The organism is Aquabacterium humicola, from assembly GCF_030167915.1.
GTDB classification, from domain to species: Bacteria; Pseudomonadota; Gammaproteobacteria; order Burkholderiales; family Burkholderiaceae_C; genus Pseudaquabacterium; species Pseudaquabacterium humicola.
The window spans coordinates 1,224,906-1,239,018 of the sequence record NZ_JARGNB010000001.1; the positions used below are offsets into that span (position 1 = coordinate 1,224,906).

Annotated in this window: 14 protein-coding genes; 6 read left to right on the forward strand and 8 right to left on the reverse strand. The window is 71.2% G+C overall.

Annotated elements, in window-relative coordinates; all coding sequences use genetic code 11:
• Positions 1–105 precede the first annotated feature (105 nt).
• Complete coding sequence (locus P1K89_RS05400; protein WP_284615343.1) at positions 106–996, reverse strand: LysR family transcriptional regulator; 891 nt, start codon at positions 994–996, stop codon at positions 106–108.
• Between the two features lie 145 nt (positions 997–1,141).
• Here P1K89_RS05400 and P1K89_RS05405 point away from each other — a divergent pair, with 145 nt between their 5' ends.
• The 4 genes from P1K89_RS05405 (at position 1,142) to P1K89_RS05420 (ending at position 5,416) form a co-directional block, all read left to right on the forward strand.
• On the forward strand, positions 1,142–1,510 hold the full coding sequence (locus P1K89_RS05405; protein WP_284615344.1) for a protocatechuate 4,5-dioxygenase subunit alpha: 369 nt from the start codon (positions 1,142–1,144) through the stop codon (positions 1,508–1,510).
• A 10-nt stretch (positions 1,511–1,520) separates the two neighbouring features.
• Positions 1,521–2,366: a class III extradiol dioxygenase family protein gene (locus tag P1K89_RS05410; RefSeq protein WP_284615345.1), complete on the forward strand. Its 846-nt coding sequence runs from the start codon at positions 1,521–1,523 to the stop codon at positions 2,364–2,366.
• An 82-nt stretch (positions 2,367–2,448) separates the two neighbouring features.
• A complete protein-coding gene (locus P1K89_RS05415; protein ID WP_284615347.1) occupies positions 2,449–4,371 on the forward strand; it encodes an acyl-CoA synthetase in 1,923 nt (640 codons plus the stop codon).
• Positions 4,372–4,408: 37 nt separating this feature from the next.
• On the forward strand, positions 4,409–5,416 hold the full coding sequence (locus P1K89_RS05420) for a Bug family tripartite tricarboxylate transporter substrate binding protein (RefSeq protein WP_284615348.1): 1,008 nt from the start codon (positions 4,409–4,411) through the stop codon (positions 5,414–5,416).
• A 57-nt stretch (positions 5,417–5,473) separates the two neighbouring features.
• Here the strand turns inward: P1K89_RS05420 and P1K89_RS05425 are convergent, their stop codons facing one another.
• Genes P1K89_RS05425 through P1K89_RS05440 form a run of 4 tightly spaced genes read right to left on the reverse strand, consistent with a single transcriptional unit; the run spans position 5,474 to position 7,765 of the window.
• On the reverse strand, positions 5,474–5,914 hold the full coding sequence (locus P1K89_RS05425) for a PaaI family thioesterase (protein WP_284615349.1): 441 nt from the start codon (positions 5,912–5,914) through the stop codon (positions 5,474–5,476).
• 29 nt (positions 5,915–5,943) lie between these two features.
• Positions 5,944–6,438, reverse strand: coding sequence for a DUF6265 family protein (locus P1K89_RS05430; protein WP_284615350.1), 495 nt, complete (start codon positions 6,436–6,438; stop codon positions 5,944–5,946).
• Entirely contained in the window at positions 6,435–7,253 is an 819-nt protein-coding gene (locus tag P1K89_RS05435; protein WP_284615351.1) for a class I SAM-dependent methyltransferase, read from the reverse strand. The genes P1K89_RS05430 and P1K89_RS05435 overlap by 4 nt, the downstream gene beginning before the upstream one ends.
• A 38-nt stretch (positions 7,254–7,291) precedes the next feature.
• Positions 7,292–7,765: a group II truncated hemoglobin gene (locus P1K89_RS05440; RefSeq protein WP_284615352.1), complete on the reverse strand. Its 474-nt coding sequence runs from the start codon at positions 7,763–7,765 to the stop codon at positions 7,292–7,294.
• Positions 7,766–7,980: 215 nt separating this feature from the next.
• Here P1K89_RS05440 and P1K89_RS05445 point away from each other — a divergent pair, with 215 nt between their 5' ends.
• Positions 7,981–8,226 carry a GlsB/YeaQ/YmgE family stress response membrane protein gene (locus P1K89_RS05445; protein WP_284615353.1) on the forward strand — a complete coding sequence of 82 codons (246 nt, stop codon included), beginning with the start codon at positions 7,981–7,983 and terminating at the stop codon, positions 8,224–8,226.
• 67 nt (positions 8,227–8,293) lie between these two features.
• On the opposite strand, the gene P1K89_RS05450 is transcribed toward P1K89_RS05445, so the two are convergent.
• Positions 8,294–11,941 carry a KGGVGR-motif variant AAA ATPase gene (locus P1K89_RS05450; protein ID WP_284615354.1) on the reverse strand — a complete coding sequence of 1,216 codons (3,648 nt, stop codon included), beginning with the start codon at positions 11,939–11,941 and terminating at the stop codon, positions 8,294–8,296.
• A complete protein-coding gene (locus P1K89_RS05455) occupies positions 11,941–12,561 on the reverse strand; it encodes a toll/interleukin-1 receptor domain-containing protein (RefSeq protein ID WP_284615355.1) in 621 nt (206 codons plus the stop codon). Before P1K89_RS05455 ends, P1K89_RS05450 begins: the two co-directional genes overlap by 1 nt.
• A 148-nt stretch (positions 12,562–12,709) precedes the next feature.
• Between P1K89_RS05455 and P1K89_RS05460 the strand changes: the two genes are divergently transcribed.
• Positions 12,710–13,006 carry a putative quinol monooxygenase gene (locus P1K89_RS05460; protein WP_284615356.1) on the forward strand — a complete coding sequence of 99 codons (297 nt, stop codon included), beginning with the start codon at positions 12,710–12,712 and terminating at the stop codon, positions 13,004–13,006.
• A 14-nt stretch (positions 13,007–13,020) separates the two neighbouring features.
• On the opposite strand, the gene P1K89_RS05465 is transcribed toward P1K89_RS05460, so the two are convergent.
• Complete coding sequence (locus P1K89_RS05465) at positions 13,021–13,980, reverse strand: hypothetical protein (RefSeq protein WP_284615357.1); 960 nt, start codon at positions 13,978–13,980, stop codon at positions 13,021–13,023.
• Positions 13,981–14,113: the final 133 nt, after the last annotated feature.

Sequence of the window (14,113 nt, forward strand, 5' to 3'; positions counted from 1 at the left end):
TGTTGGCCGCGGCCGAGGCACGCACGGTGCCGAAGCGGCACGCTGAGGAACCATTTCGGCACCTGGCCAGCGGCAGCGCGATGCGGCGCTACCAGGCGCCGCCGGTCACCGATCGGTCGCCGCCCACACCGCCTCGACCAGCGGCGACTGGCGCGCCCGCGCGCGGTACAGCCGCACGTCGAAGTGCACCTCGTCGCTGCGGCCGCCCAGCGCCGCCAGCGAGCGCTGCTTGCAGCCGGTGGCGACCATCGACCACGGCAGCCACGCCAGGCCCAGGCCCTTGGCGACCAGCTCCTGCACCGCATCGGCGGAGTCGCAGACGAAGCGCGTGCGGGCGATCGCCTCGGGCTGGCTGCGGCGCAGGTGCTCGGCGAGCAGCGCGCCCAGCGACAGCGATTCCGCGTAGCCGATCAGCGCGCCGTCGTGCAGCGTGTGTTGCGGGCGGCCCTGGGCATCGGCCTTCGACACCGGCACCAGCCGGTCCTGCGCCAGCGTCAGGTGGCGGAAGCGCTGGTTGGACAGCCGCACCGAGGTCGCCGGGTGTTCGTAGCAGCAGACGAAGTGCACCTCGCCGCGCTCGAGCAGGCCGACGATCTCGGTCATCGTGCCGGTGCGCATCTCGACGCGCTGGCCGTGCAGCGGCCGGCGCGGTCGCGCCAGGCCGGCCAGCCAGTCGGCCACCAGCGTGCGCGCCAAGGTGCGGCCGGTGGCGATGCGCAGCACCTCGCCACCCAGCACGTGGCGGCTGCGCAGCGCATCGCGCGTGAGCATCAGCCCGTCGACCAGGGCCTCGCCCTGCTGCAGCAGCGCCTGGCCGGCCGGCGTCAGCTTCACCGCGCCGCGCCCGCGCTCGACCAGCGGCACCCCGGCCCAGGCCTCCAGCGCGCGGATGCGGCGGCCGAAGGCCGGATGCGTGACGTGGCGCGCCTCGGCGGCGCGCACGAAGCTGCGCTCGCGCGCCAGCGCGGCAAGATCCTCGAGCAGCTTCAGGTCCATGGTCGGGCGGCGCACTATGCCACGGCGTCCACGACGATCCGGGCCTGCTTGATCCAGCGCAAGACCTTGCCGGGGGCGCCTCCCTAGACTGCCCGCAACCCCTTCGGTCGCCCGCAGCGCATCGAGGCCCCAGGAGCACGAGCCGATGCACCACCCGCGCCAGATCCACGACGACATCCCCGGCACGCCGCTGTTCGACTCGCGCCTCGCGCGAAAGGGCTACGCGCTGAACCGGATGTGCTATTCGTTCAATGACGCGGCCAACCGCGCGGCCTTCCTGCGCGACGAGGACGGCTACCTCGAGCGCTTCGCCCTGACGCCCGAGCAGCGCGACGCGGTGAAGAGCCGCCAGGTGCTGAAGATGCTCAACGCCGGCGGCAATGCCTACTACCTGGCCAAGCTCGCCGGCATCTTCGGGCTGGACATGCAGGACATCGGCGCGCAGCAGACCGGCGTCAGCAAGGCCGCGTTCCAGGCCCGGCTGGTCGCACAGCGCGATCTGGCCGAGGGATAGGGGCGCGCGCATGGCCCGCGTGATCGGCAACCTCATGTGCTCGCACGTGCCGGCCATCGGCGGCGCGATCGCCAAGGGACTGCAGCAGGAGCCCTACTGGAAACCCTTCTTCGACGCCTTCGTGCCGGTGCGCGAATGGCTGGCCGAGGCGCGCCCGGACATCGTCGTCACCGTCTACAACGACCACGGCCTGAATTTCTTCCTGGACAAGATGCCGACCTTCGCGGTCGGCGCCGCGCCGAGCTACCGCAATGCCGACGAGGGCTGGGGCCTGAAGCCGGTGGCGCCCTTCGAAGGTGCCGAGGACCTGTCGTGGCACCTCGTCGAGTCGCTCGTGGCGCAGGCCTTCGACCTCGTCACCTGCCAGGAGATGCTGGTCGACCACGCCTTCACGCTGCCGATGAAGCTGCTGTGGCCCGACGAGCGCTGGCCGGTGCGCGTGGTGCCGGTGTGCGTGAACACCGTGCTGTTCCCGCTGCCGTCGGCGTCGCGCTGCTGGCAGCTGGGCCGCGCGATCGGCCGCGCGGTGCAGCGCTGGGACGGCGAGTCGCGCGTGCTGGTGGTCGGCAGCGGCGGGCTGTCGCACCAGCTCGAGGGGGAACGCGCGGGCCACATCAACCGGGCCTTCGACCTGCGCTTCCTCGACAGCCTGGTGCATGACCCGACCTGGGCCACGCAGCAGTCGATCAACGACCTGGTGCGTGCCGTCGGCACCCAGGGCATCGAGTTGCTGAACTGGCTGGCCGCGCGCGCGACGCTGGGCGACGGCGCCGTGCACGAGCTGCATCGCACGTACCACATCCCGATCTCGAACACCGCGGCGGCGGTGCAGTTGCTGGCGCCGCGCGGCACCTGAGAACAGCCCGACCGCTGTCGCGGTGGCAACACCGCCGCGCCAGCCCGGGTGGCATCATCGACGGCCCGTCCCGGACCGTTGCATGCCCGCGTTTCATCCGCCGTTCGCGCCGCAGTTCCCGATCCGCAGCCTCGACGACGTGCGCCGGCTCGAGCGCACGCCGCTGGCCGAGGCGCTGCCGGTGCGCAGCACCTACGAGCTGCTGTGCAACTCGGCGCACGCCTTCGGCGACCGGACCGCGCTGACCTTCCTGCCGGACATGTCGGCCGACACGCCGCCGCTGTGCTGGTCGTACCGCGAGCTGCTGCGCGGCGTGCACCAGACCGCGAACCTGCTGCACCGCCTCGGCGTGCAGCCGGGCGATGCGGTGGCGGTGCTGCTGCCCGCCTGCCTGGACTACCACCTCGCGCTGTGGGGCGGCGAGGCCGCGGCCATCGTGCAGCCGCTGAACCCGCTGCTCAGCGACGACAAGCTGGCTTCGCTGATCACCGCCGCCCGCGCGACCGTGCTCTTCGCCTGGGGCGCCGAGGGCGACGCCGGCTACTGGGCCAAGGCGCTGCGCCTGCGCGGCCAGGTGCCGACGCTGCGCACGCTGCTGCGCGTGGCGCCGCCCGGGCAGCCCCTGCCGCCGGCCGACCTGCCGACCGCGTTGCCCGACGGCGTGCTGGACTTCGGCGCCGCGCGGGCCCGCGAACCCGACGACCACCTCGTCAGCGGCCGCGACATCGCGCCCGGGGACATCGCCGCCTACTTCCACACCGGCGGCACCACCGGCGCGCCCAAGCTCGCGCGCCACAGCCATGGCGCGCAGGTGTTCACCGCCTGGGCCTGCGTGCAGATGCAGGGCGCGCGGGCCGACGACGTCACCATCAACGGCTATCCGCTGTTCCACGTCGCGGGCGTGCTGCCGGGCTCGCTGGCCGCGCTGTCCTGCGGCATGCAGACGGTCATCCCGACGCCGCAGCTGTACCGCAACCGCGAGGTCCTCCAGCAGTACTGGCGCCTCGTCGAACGCCACCGCGCCACCGTGCTGTCGGCGGTGCCGACGGTGCTGGCCGCGCTGGCCGACGTGCCGATCGACGGCGCCGACATCTCGACCCTGCGCTACTGCCGCACCGGCGCGGCGCCGCTGTCGCCGGAGCTGTCGGCGCGCTTCGAGCGTTTCACCGGCCTGCATCCGCACGAGAGCCTGGGCATGACCGAGATGGCCGGCATCTCGACGATCACGCCGCCCGGCGTCACTGCACCCGCCGGCTGCGTCGGCTGGCGCATGCCCTACGCGCAGCTGCGCATCGCGGCGCTCGATGCGCAGGGCGGTGCCACCGAACGCGAGCTGCCCGCCGGCGAGACCGGCATGGTGCTGTTCAAGGCGCCGAACCTCTTCTCCGGCTTCATCGACGAAGCCGACAACGCGAAGGCCTTCACCGCCGACGGCTGGCTCGCCACCGGCGACCTCGGCTGGCTGGACGGCGAAGGCCGCCTGCACCTGACCGGCCGCTCGAAGGACCTGATCATCCGCAGCGGCCACAACATCGACCCGAAGGTGATCGAGGATGCGCTCGGCAGCCACCCGGCGGTGGCGCTGTGCGCCGCGGTCGGCGCGCCCGATGCGTATGCCGGCGAGCTGCCGGTGGTCTTCGCGACCCTGGTACCCGGCGCCGCGCCGGTGGACGAGGCCGAGCTGCTCGCGCACACCGCCGCGCGCGTCGACGAGGCGCCCGCGCGACCGAAGCGCGTGCTGGTGATCGAGCGCATGCCGCAGACCAACGTCGGCAAGATCTACAAGCCCGAGCTGCGCGCGCTGGCCGCCGCCGCGGTGGTGCGCGAGCTGGCCGACGGCCTCGCGCGCACGCACGCTGCCGACGGCGCCGCCGTGCAGGTGGCCGCGATCGGCGACCAGCGCGTCGACGTGACGCTGGGCGCCGGCGTGAACGCCGCGCTGGAAACCGCGCTGCGCGATGCGCTCGGCCGCCTGCCCTTCCCGAGCCGCCTCGTGCGCGCCTGAAGCCGCCCCCGACAACGATTCCCCAGGAGACGCCCGCATGACCCCTCGCCCGCCCGCCTCGCCCCCACGCCGCCTCGGCCTGCTGTCGCTCGCCGCCGCCGCGCTCGCCGCCCTCACACCCTTGGCCGCTCATTCTCAAAGTTATCCAAGCAAGCCGGTGAAGATCGTCGTGCCCTTCGCGCCCGGCGGCGCCACCGACATCCTGGCGCGGTTGCTGGCCGAGAAGATGGGACCGAAGATGGGCCAGACAGTGATCGTCGAGAACAAGCCCGGTGCCGCCGGCATCGTCGGCACCGACCAGGTCGCGAAGGCGCCGCCGGATGGCCACACCATCGTGCTGGGGCTGTCGAACTCGCTGCTGACCAACCAGTTCCTGTACGAGAAGCTGCCGTACAACGTCGAGCGCGACCTCGCGCTGGTGTCGCAGATCGCGGTGGCGCCGCTGATCCTCGTCGTGCACCCGAGCGTGCCGGCGAACAACGCCAACGAGCTGATGGCGCACATCGGCAGGAGCAAGGGCAAGCTGTCGTACGGCTCGTACGGCATCGGCGCCTATCCGCACCTGGCCGGCGCGCACATGAGCGACGTCGCCAACGCCGACATGTCGCACGTGCCCTACAAGGGCGAAGCGCCGATGGTGCAGGACCTGCTGGCCGGCAACATCCAGATCGCCTACGCCAGCGCGCTGCAGGTCAAGGCGCATGTCGAGGCCGGCAAGCTGAAGGCGCTGGCCGTCACCGGCGACAACCGCATCGCGGCAATGCCCAACCTGCCGACGATGGTCGAGCAGGGCCTGAAGGACGAGGCCTACCGGCTGACCGGCTGGCTGGCCGTCGCCGCGCCCGCCGGCACGCCGAAGCCGGTGCTGCAGCGCCTGTCCGACGAGCTGCGCGCCGCCTGCGAGCAGCCCGACGTGAAGGCCCGCATCGTCGCCATGGGCTTCGATGTCAGGGCCAGCACGCCGGAGCAGTTCGCCGCGGTCTACAAGCGCGAATGGCCGGTGTGGCAGCGCATGGTGAAGACCTCCGGCGCGAAGCTGGAGTAGGCGCGGGGCGTCAGGCGGGGCCCGGCGGACGCCGGGGCTGCAACGGAAGTGTCGGCTTCAGGCTTCCCGCGCCGGCGCCGGCATCGCGCGCACGATCGCCGTCGCGGTCGCCGAGGCCACCAGCTCGCCGTTCTGATAGAGCTCGCCGGCGAGGAAGCAGATGTCGCGACCGCGGCGCACGACGCGTCCTCTGCCCGTCAGCGGCCCGACCACCGCGGGGCGGTGGAACGAGAGGTTGAGGTTCAAGGTCGGCGCGAATTCGCCGGCCTTCAGCGTCGCGGCGAGCGCGGGGCCCATCGTGTCGTCGAGCATTGCGGCGAGAAAGCCGCCCTGGATGTGGCCGGCCGGGTTCGTGAACCCGGGCTTGCCGTCGAACGTCAGCTCGGCGGTGCCGGCATCGCCATCGACCTGCGTGAAGCGGGCGCCGAGCGTATCGGCCGCACGCGGCGGCGGCAGTTCGCCGGCCATGATGCGCCAGAAGAAGGCTTGTTTGTCCATGGGATCGGTGTGTCGGATCGGCGTCGCGCTCAGCGCACCGGCGCTTCGCAGGCGGCGCGCCGCATCGGGAAGTCGACGCCGCGCAAGCTGCCCTGGCGCAGGCCTTCGATGCGCGCAGCGAGACGGCCGTCGGGCAGCAGTCGATAGATCACGCGCTGCGGGAAGTCGTGCGCCGGGTTCTCGAACACCACCTCGTGCGCGGTCTGGCTCTTCAGCGTGAAGCTCGTCTCGCGCTGGTTCGACGGCTGCGCGATGTAGACCAGCACGCCATCGGCGCCGGCGCGGATCTGCACGAACTCATGCTCGACGGTGCGGCCACGCTTCACCGTGCGCGACATGCCGAGCATCGTGCCGCCGGCCGGTGCCATCCACTGTTCACCCGAACCCGGCTCGCCACTATCGGCCGCCCAGCATCCGGCGAGCCAGGCCAGTTGCTCGATGCCCTGCGCCGCAGCGGCGCCGGCGAAGGCGGCCAGCAGCATGGTGACGCCGGCTGCGCGCCACCCGACCGGACCACGGCTCATGACCGCCTCGCCCTTGTTGCCATCGCAATCGGCGTGTGGCGCGCCAGGCGCCAGCTGTCGTCGAACCAGCGGTCCTCGTAGAAGCCGGTGATCACGAAGCCTGCGGCGATCTGGCCGCCGATCTGGGCGTCCAGCGAGTGGCTGTAGACCAGCATGTCCTCGCGCTGCAGCTTGTCCCGCAGCTGCGCCTCGCTCAGCTGCTCGACGTCGGCATACGGCAGCCGGTACTTGACGACAAGGCTGGCATCGGCAGCCGGCGCACCGCCCTCCTCGTCCTCGTCCTCGTCCTCGTCGTCGTCGTCGTCGTCGTCGAATAGGAACACCAGCGGGTTCATGAAGCCGGCCAGCAGCTCGCCGCCCGGGCGCAGCACGCGGTGGCATTCGCGCCAGACCGGCCGTACGTCGGGCACGAAGGCATTCGACGCCGGATGGAAGACGAGGTCGAAGGACGAATCTCGCAAGGCGCCGAGGTCTGTCATGTCGCCCTGCACGCAGGTTACCGCGAGGCCCTCGCGCTCGGTGACCTCGCGGTCCTTCTTCAGCTGCTCGTCCGACAGGTCGAAGCTGACGACCCGCGCGCCGGCCGCGGCGAGCACCGGCACCTGCTGCCCGCCGCCCGACGCGAGGCACAGCACGTCCTTGCCGCGCAGGTCGCCGAACCAGTCGCGCGGCACGGGCAGCTTCGGCGTCAGCACCACCTGCCAGTTGCCGGCGCGTGCGCGGGCGATCGTCGCGGCGTCGACCGGCTGCGACCAGACGCAGCCACCGGTGGAGGCCCGGTTCCAGGCGCGGCGGTTGTGCTGCAGGGGGTCCATCTCAGGCGCCGGTGTCACTGTCCGAGTCACTGTCCGAGTCACTGTCCGACATAGGGCCCCTTGACCTCGCCCCAGCCCCACTTCGGCATCGGCGCGTCCTCGGTCACGTCGGCACCCGGCTGCGAGTTGATCACCGCCAGCCGCGAGCCCCATTCGAGGTAGCCGACCAGCGCCGAACGGAACTCGGGGTCGTCGGGCAGCTGGAGCTGGTCGGCGGTGTCCAGCAGCAGCGCCATCCAGCGGCGGCGCTGTTCCTGCGTCAGGTGCTTGTTCAGGTGGTGGCGGATCATGCTCAGATGTCCGCCGTGCTGTTCGGAATAGCTCGGAGGCCCGCCGAGCACTTCGCCGAGGAAGGCCGCGACATGCGCCGGGTGCTCGCCGCTCATGTGCGCGAACACCGGCGCCAGCAGCGGGTCGTCCTTCACGCGCTGGTAGAAGCGCTCGGTCAGCCGGTTCAGCGCATCGATGCCGCCGAGCCAGTCGTAGAGGGTGGGAACGGGGGTGTCGGTCATGGGGATCGGACGCGGTGCGTGATAACACGCGAAGCACACGGCGATGTTCGATCGCCCGGTGCGGAGGTGGGAAGCCCGTCGCCGCTTCGCAACGGCCGCGGCGCGCGCCGGCAAGCTTACGGCGGCACGCCGGCGCCCGTCCAGTGGCGTGCCAGCTCCTGCCAGCCGGTTAGGATCGCGCGGCCATCTGGGCACATCAATACGAGGAACACCGCATGGGCATCATCAGCACCATCGTCGTCGGGCTCATCGTCGGCGCCATCGCGCGCTTCGTGCTGCCGGGTGAACAGAAGATGGGATGGATCCTGACCTGCCTGCTCGGCATCGCCGGCTCGCTGATCGCCGGCTTCGTCGGCCAGTCGATGGGCTGGTACGCCGTCGGCCAGCCGGCCGGCTGGATCGCGTCGGTGGTCGGCGCGGCCCTCCTGCTGTTCGTGATCGGCCTGGTGCGCAAGCAGTGACCGGACGCGGGCGCCTGGGCGCGCGCGCCGTGTCCCGGTCCCGGCCAAGACGCGCCGCGGCCTGCGGTCAGGTCGTGAGCTGACGGCAGTCGATGGGCCGGATGTCGAAGCGGCCGGTCGCCCGCGCCAGGCGCACCATCTGCGCGGTGCCGGCCCGCGAGGCATCGGACTCGTCCATGTCCCACAGCGCGAGCAGCGTGCACCGGCTGGCGCCCCAGGCGAGCGCGAGTTCCAGCACCCAGCGGTTGCCGCGTTCCCAGGCATCGAGGGGGCGGCCGGGCATCCACCGCGGCGCGTCCGCGGCGCCGCCCAGCGTCAGGGCCTTGCGCTCGTGCTGGCGCACGATCTCGAAGAAGCGGCCCAGCCAGTCGTCGTAACGCGCAAACACGTCGCGCGCGATGTCCGGCGCCGGCATCGGCAGGCACAGCACCACGGGGATGCCGGCCTCGCGGCAGGCTTCGTGGGCCAGGATGTCCGCGCCCGGCGCGGCCGAGGCCAGCACGACGAGCTCCTCGTCGTCGTTCTTCAGCGCCATCAGCGCGTCGCGGATCAGCATGCGCGCGGTGCCCTGGGCAGCGGCCGGGAAGCGCCGGGTGGCCGAGCCCGGCAGGTCGGGCGTGTGCCCGGTGAAGACCACCAAGTGCACCGGTCGCGACGGCGCCGCCTTCGCCGCGCCCGACGCGGTGTCCTGCGCATCGAACGCCTGGATCACCGCCCGGGCAGCTTCGGCGCGGATGCCGAGATCGGCGAAGAGCTGCAACTGCCCGCGGGCCGCGTCCCAGGCGAACAGGCTGTGCGGCGGGATGACCGATCGGTAGGTCTCGATGGCGATCGACGGATCGCTGGCCAGCAGCTCCTCGGGCTCGGTGAGGAACGCGAGGTCGGCACCGCTGATCTCGGTCCACATCAGCTCGTCGCCCTGGGCGCGCTCTTTCGCGCGCGTGATCGCCGCGCCGACCACCTGGCGCAGCATCGCCAGATCGTGCTCGAGGTCCTCGGCGTAGCGCGAGGCCTTGCGCGCGTCGGTGCCGACCAGCTTGCGCCACGCCGTCGGGGACTGCGCCAGCGACTGCAGGATGACGCCCGCCTGCAGGCAGGCCAGCCCCGGATAGAACGCGTTCAGGTCGACGAAGAACGCCCGCCGATAGGCTTCGAACGATTGCAGCAGCTGGCGGTCGAGCGCCCGTTCGCGGCGCTCGGCAACACTCTCGCAGCCCTCGAAGGCGCGCCGCCACAAGGTCTTCAGGTTGCGCCCCTGCAGCGCGAGCGCCTCGGCCTGGTCCTTCTGTTCGAGGCCGGGCTGATCCAGCACGGCGCGGATGGCCTGGTTCGACGCCTCGAGCAGATCGGCCGCCCGGGTCTGCCGATAGATGCGCTCGTAGACGTTGGCCAGTGCCAGATTGGCCTGCAGGTCGTTCGGATAGGTCCTGCGCACGGCCTCCCAGGTGTCCCGGGCGCCGTCGTAATCCTTGACGTTCCATTGCGCACGGCCGACCAGCTTGAGGCCGTCCCACTGGAAGCGTTCGCCCCGCACGTCGGTGGCCAGCAGGCGCAGCCAGCCGCGGTCGCGCACGACCTCGGCGCGCTGCACCTCGCCGATGAAGGTCAGCGGCACGACCGTGACCTTCGAGGCATCGGCCTCGGCCAGCCCCGGCATCATCAGGAAGATCGGGCTGTCGGTCTCGCGCTCGCTCGCCAGGCTGGCGTTGATCGCGGCGGACAAGCGGTCGAGCGCGCCCGCCGGATCCTTCACGTCATACGCGACGTAGCGATCGGTCGAGAGGTCGAACGGCGTCGTGTCGGCCGACGGGGCGCCCTTGATCAGCAGCGTGCGCTTCTTGCGCAGCGCATGGCGCACGCCGAGCTCGTAGAACACGTTCGCGTTGTGCACCGTGATGTCGCAGATGACGAGGTCGGCCTCGAGGATCAGCGCGAACATGTCGGCGCGGATGTTGCCGGCCTCGGTCACCTCGCCGGTGGTGCCGCCGCTGAGCGCGCAGCGTTGCATCGCCGGGCGGATCAGCGCCCGCTCGACCTCGTCGAAGTCGACGACCGCCCCCGACGAATCCTTCTTCTGGCCGAAGCCGCGGATGATGAACGCGCGCATCGTGGGGATCTCCGGGTTGGGTCGGGCGGGGTCGGCCAGCGAGGAACGCGGGTCGGCGTCGGGCGGCGTGACGGCATACGGCGTCGGCTTCGACGACGACAGCCAGTCGCGGCGCCCGTCGATCAGCTGGCGATGCACCTGGGCCTCCTCGCCGACGGCCCGCGCCAGCACCCTGGCGGCATCGGACAGCAACTCGAACGCCTCGACCTCGCTCAGCTTCGTCTTGAACGTCTCGCCCGCCTCTTGCCAGCGCTGCGGCACTTCGGCCAGGGCCTGCAGCACCGGGGCGCCGATGAGCAGCAGGCCGTCCTCGGGCAGCTCGAGCAGGCGCTGCAAGGCGTCCTTGGCATGCGCGAACTCGCCCTCGTTGAGCCAGCCCAGCGCGATCAACGCCTGCGCCTCGGCCAGTTCTTCGGGCGGCGGCGGCTGCTCGCGCTGCACCTGCGCGAGCAGCGTGCCGAGCGCCGTCGCCGCCGCGCGATCGATGCGCCCGGGGCCGACCGAGGCGAGCGCCTGCAGTTCGAGCTGGAAGCGCAGGCGCTTCTGCACGTCATGCGCCGACTTCCAGGGCGGCACGCCGGCGGCGATCCACGGCAGGAAGGCCTCGTAGTTCTGGCGCAGCGACAGGCTGTCGTCCAGCGCGAACTCGTCGAACACCGTGCGCTCGCCGTACGCATAGTCCGGGCTGTGCGGCACCTGGATCGCGCCGAAGTAGGCGGAGAGATCGCCCTCGGCACCGCAGCAGCGGCGCAGCAGCGCTTCGAACTGCGGCTGGAAGCCTTCGACACGACCGAACATCGGCGACTCGCCACCGAAGCGCCACAGCCCGCGCAAATCCTCGCGCTGGCCCTCCACCCGCGACACCAGCGGGTAGACCTGCAGCGGCCGCAGGTCGGCAGACGACTGGCGACGGTAGGCCGCCGCCTGCTCGACCAGCTTGCCGATGCCGGTCAGGCTCTGTGCATTGGGCGTGAAGACGACGGCCAGCGTGTCGGGCAGCAGCATCGTGCAGATGCCGCTGACATCGGTGACGCCGGTGCGCGAATCGATGAAGGTGAAGGCATAACGCCGACCCAGCCACTCGGCCATCGCGCCGAACAGCGGCGGCGCGCTGCGGTACAGCGCCTCCCAGCCGAAGCGGTTGACGCGCGTGGCGTAGTCGCCGTCGGCGAAACGGCCGGCCTTGATCACGTCCAGGCCATTCACCCCGGTCGCGACGACATGACGTTCGAAGTCGCTGGCCTCCAGCAGCTCGCGGCAGGTGTCGTACGACAGGCCGCCGGCGCCGGTTTCGACGCGCTGCAGCGCGGCATCGCGCAGCTGCTCGAGCCAGTCGATCATGCCGGGCTGCTCGTCGGACATCAGCGCCGTGTTGCGCGCGAAGTAGTGGTGCAGGCCGGGCGCCTCCAGGTCCATGTCGATGGCCAGCACGCGCCGGCCCTTGCGCGCCACGCGCGGCGCCAGCAGCCCGGCGATGTTGACCAGCGCCATCGTGCGGCCGGTGCCGCCCTTGTACGAATAGAAGGTCACCACCGAGCCGGGCACGCGCTCGTCCTCCAGCTCGAAGCGGAATACGAGCCCGTCGTTGGAGGTCACGGGCAGCTGCATCAGCCCCTCATGCCGTCGAGCGGATACGCCGGCACCGGCGGCGCGGCCGGCAGATCGACCTCGGGCAGCTTGAACGGGTTCGCGGCGGCATCGGCTTCGAGCTGTGCCTTCAGCGCGTCGCCGCTGAGGTGGTTCCACGACTGCAGGATCTGATCGCGGATCTGCGCGATCTCCTTCAGGTACTTGGCCTTCCTGTCCAGCCGGCCGGGCTGCAAGGTGTAGTCGACGAAGGCCTGCGACACCCGCACGCCGCCCAGCAGCGGGTGCGGCTGGTCGACCAGCTGCAACGCGAACATGTAGTACGGCGGCGACTCGCCGGTGAGCTTGCGGCGGCGCTCGACCAGCTGCTTCATGCCATGGAATTCCTCGAGGCAGCCGCGGCTCTTGAAATAGGCCGGCGAGCAGACCGCGACCATCACGGCACTGTCGGCCAGCAGCGGCGTGACCCATTCGCGCCAGTCGGTGCCGGTGCGCTTGCTCTCCATGCGGTCGTCGTAGACGATGCTGAAGCGCTTGTCGAACAGCATCAGCTGCGACGACAGCACGTCGTGCAGTTCGTCGGTGAACTTGCGCACGATCGGGATGTCGCGCGGGTAGCTGAGAAAGACGACGTGACGCATCTCCCCCTCGTCGACGGGCGGGCCGGCCCCAGCGGCGCAGTCTGCGCCCGGCGCATCGCAATTTCAATGGACCCGTCCGGTCGGCGACACCGGCCCTCATCACGATGAACTACCCTGCACCTCGCCATCGCCTGCTGCAGGGAGCCCCATGATCATCGTCCTCGGCCACGCCGTCGTCCGCGAAGACCAGCTCGACGCCGCGCTGGCGCTCAGCCACGAGCATGTCGCGCGCTCGCGCCAGGAGCCCGGCTGCCTGCAGCACGGCGTGCACATCGACGGCGAGCGGCCGAACCGGCTGGTGTTCGTCGAGCAGTGGGCCGACATGGCGGCGCTGCAGCAGCACTTCCGCGTGCCGGCGTCGCGCGCCTTCGCGAAGGCCTTGTCCGGCCTGGCGGCCGAACCGGTCGGGATGGCGCTGTACGACGCGCAGGCGATACCGACCTGAATCGGCGCTGCGCGTCAACGGCCGATGACGGCCCGGACGCCCCGTGACCGGATGTCGGCCAGGCAATCGCTGGCCCAGCGCGGCGGGTCGTCGTCGGGCTGCTTCAGCCAGGTGGATGCCGATCCTCCGGCGTCCGGCGGCGCATCGCCGCGATCCGGTGCCTCGTCCTCGAACCACCACGCGCCCACCAGTGCACCGTCGGCGCGCCGCTTGAGGAAGGTGAAGCCGGCATGGGAGCCGGAGACCCAGTGGAACTGCCCGTACCAGTGGTCGCCAACCCGGCGCCAGTCGTGGTACAGGCCGGTCAGCAGCGTGTTGTTGCCGTAGCAATAGGGCGCGACCAGCTGCCCGTCGACGATCCGGGCGTAGGCGTGGGAGCCGTTCTCGACGTTCACCCAGTGCCCTTCCAGGCTGCGAAGTTCCTCCAACGGCGCAGCCGCGTCGGACGATGCCGGCCGCATCGCCGCGACGAGGTCCTTGATCACCGCGCGCAGTTCTTCGATCTGCAGGGCCAGCGGCGCGACTGCATCCGGCGTCGCTGCACCGTTGCCAGCGACCGCCGAAGCCCGCACGACCGGATGGCTCAAGGTGTCCACGATCGACCTCGACAGGGGGCCGGTCAGCGTCGCCGTCAGCCGCGTGCGATCGTAGGGAATGCAATGCATGTCGTGCACGTCGAAAGGCAGATCCTGCGCGGACGACTGCGTGATCAGGATCGTCGGCGTCTCCAGCGCCATGACGAAACCGAGCTCCCACATCACGTTGGCGCGGCAGCCCGACAGATCGGCGATGCAGATGCTCGCGCTGCGCAGCTCGTCCAGCAGGCGCGAGGTGATGCGCCCCGCCGGCCGGTGTTCGTCGAGGCGAAAGCAGCGAAGCGCCGGATCGCTCCGGACGCCATCGACGGATGCCTTGATCGCGGCATAGACGTCGTCGAAGTCGGGGCCGAACGGCATGATCACGAAGCAGTTCATGGGACCCAGTCCAGAGCTCGCAACGCAACCAGACCGCTGGCCGCGCGCCGCCGAGCATAGCGCCGCGGGCGCATCGCCGCACGTTGTCGAACGGACGTGAGCGGCAGCCCGCAGGCGGCCGCTCACATCGGCA

Excerpts from the sequence above, each read along its gene's own strand:
- P1K89_RS05435 (WP_284615351.1), bottom strand. The coding sequence starts at position 7,253 with ATGGACCCCCTGCAGCACAACCGCCGCGCCTGGAACCGGGCCTCCACC.
- P1K89_RS05445 (WP_284615353.1), top strand. The coding sequence starts at position 7,981 with ATGGGCATCATCAGCACCATCGTCGTCGGGCTCATCGTCGGCGCCATC.
- P1K89_RS05420 (WP_284615348.1), top strand. The coding sequence starts at position 4,409 with ATGACCCCTCGCCCGCCCGCCTCGCCCCCACGCCGCCTCGGCCTGCTG.
- P1K89_RS05465 (WP_284615357.1), bottom strand. The coding sequence starts at position 13,980 with ATGAACTGCTTCGTGATCATGCCGTTCGGCCCCGACTTCGACGACGTC.
- P1K89_RS05430 (WP_284615350.1), bottom strand. The coding sequence starts at position 6,438 with ATGAGCCGTGGTCCGGTCGGGTGGCGCGCAGCCGGCGTCACCATGCTG.
- P1K89_RS05460 (WP_284615356.1), top strand. The coding sequence starts at position 12,710 with ATGATCATCGTCCTCGGCCACGCCGTCGTCCGCGAAGACCAGCTCGAC.
- P1K89_RS05400 (WP_284615343.1), bottom strand. The coding sequence starts at position 996 with ATGGACCTGAAGCTGCTCGAGGATCTTGCCGCGCTGGCGCGCGAGCGC.
- P1K89_RS05455 (WP_284615355.1), bottom strand. The coding sequence starts at position 12,561 with ATGCGTCACGTCGTCTTTCTCAGCTACCCGCGCGACATCCCGATCGTG.
- P1K89_RS05450 (WP_284615354.1), bottom strand. The coding sequence starts at position 11,941 with ATGCAGCTGCCCGTGACCTCCAACGACGGGCTCGTATTCCGCTTCGAG.
- P1K89_RS05425 (WP_284615349.1), bottom strand. The coding sequence starts at position 5,914 with ATGGACAAACAAGCCTTCTTCTGGCGCATCATGGCCGGCGAACTGCCG.
- P1K89_RS05415 (WP_284615347.1), top strand. The coding sequence starts at position 2,449 with ATGCCCGCGTTTCATCCGCCGTTCGCGCCGCAGTTCCCGATCCGCAGC.
- P1K89_RS05410 (WP_284615345.1), top strand. The coding sequence starts at position 1,521 with ATGGCCCGCGTGATCGGCAACCTCATGTGCTCGCACGTGCCGGCCATC.
- P1K89_RS05405 (WP_284615344.1), top strand. The coding sequence starts at position 1,142 with ATGCACCACCCGCGCCAGATCCACGACGACATCCCCGGCACGCCGCTG.
- P1K89_RS05440 (WP_284615352.1), bottom strand. The coding sequence starts at position 7,765 with ATGACCGACACCCCCGTTCCCACCCTCTACGACTGGCTCGGCGGCATC.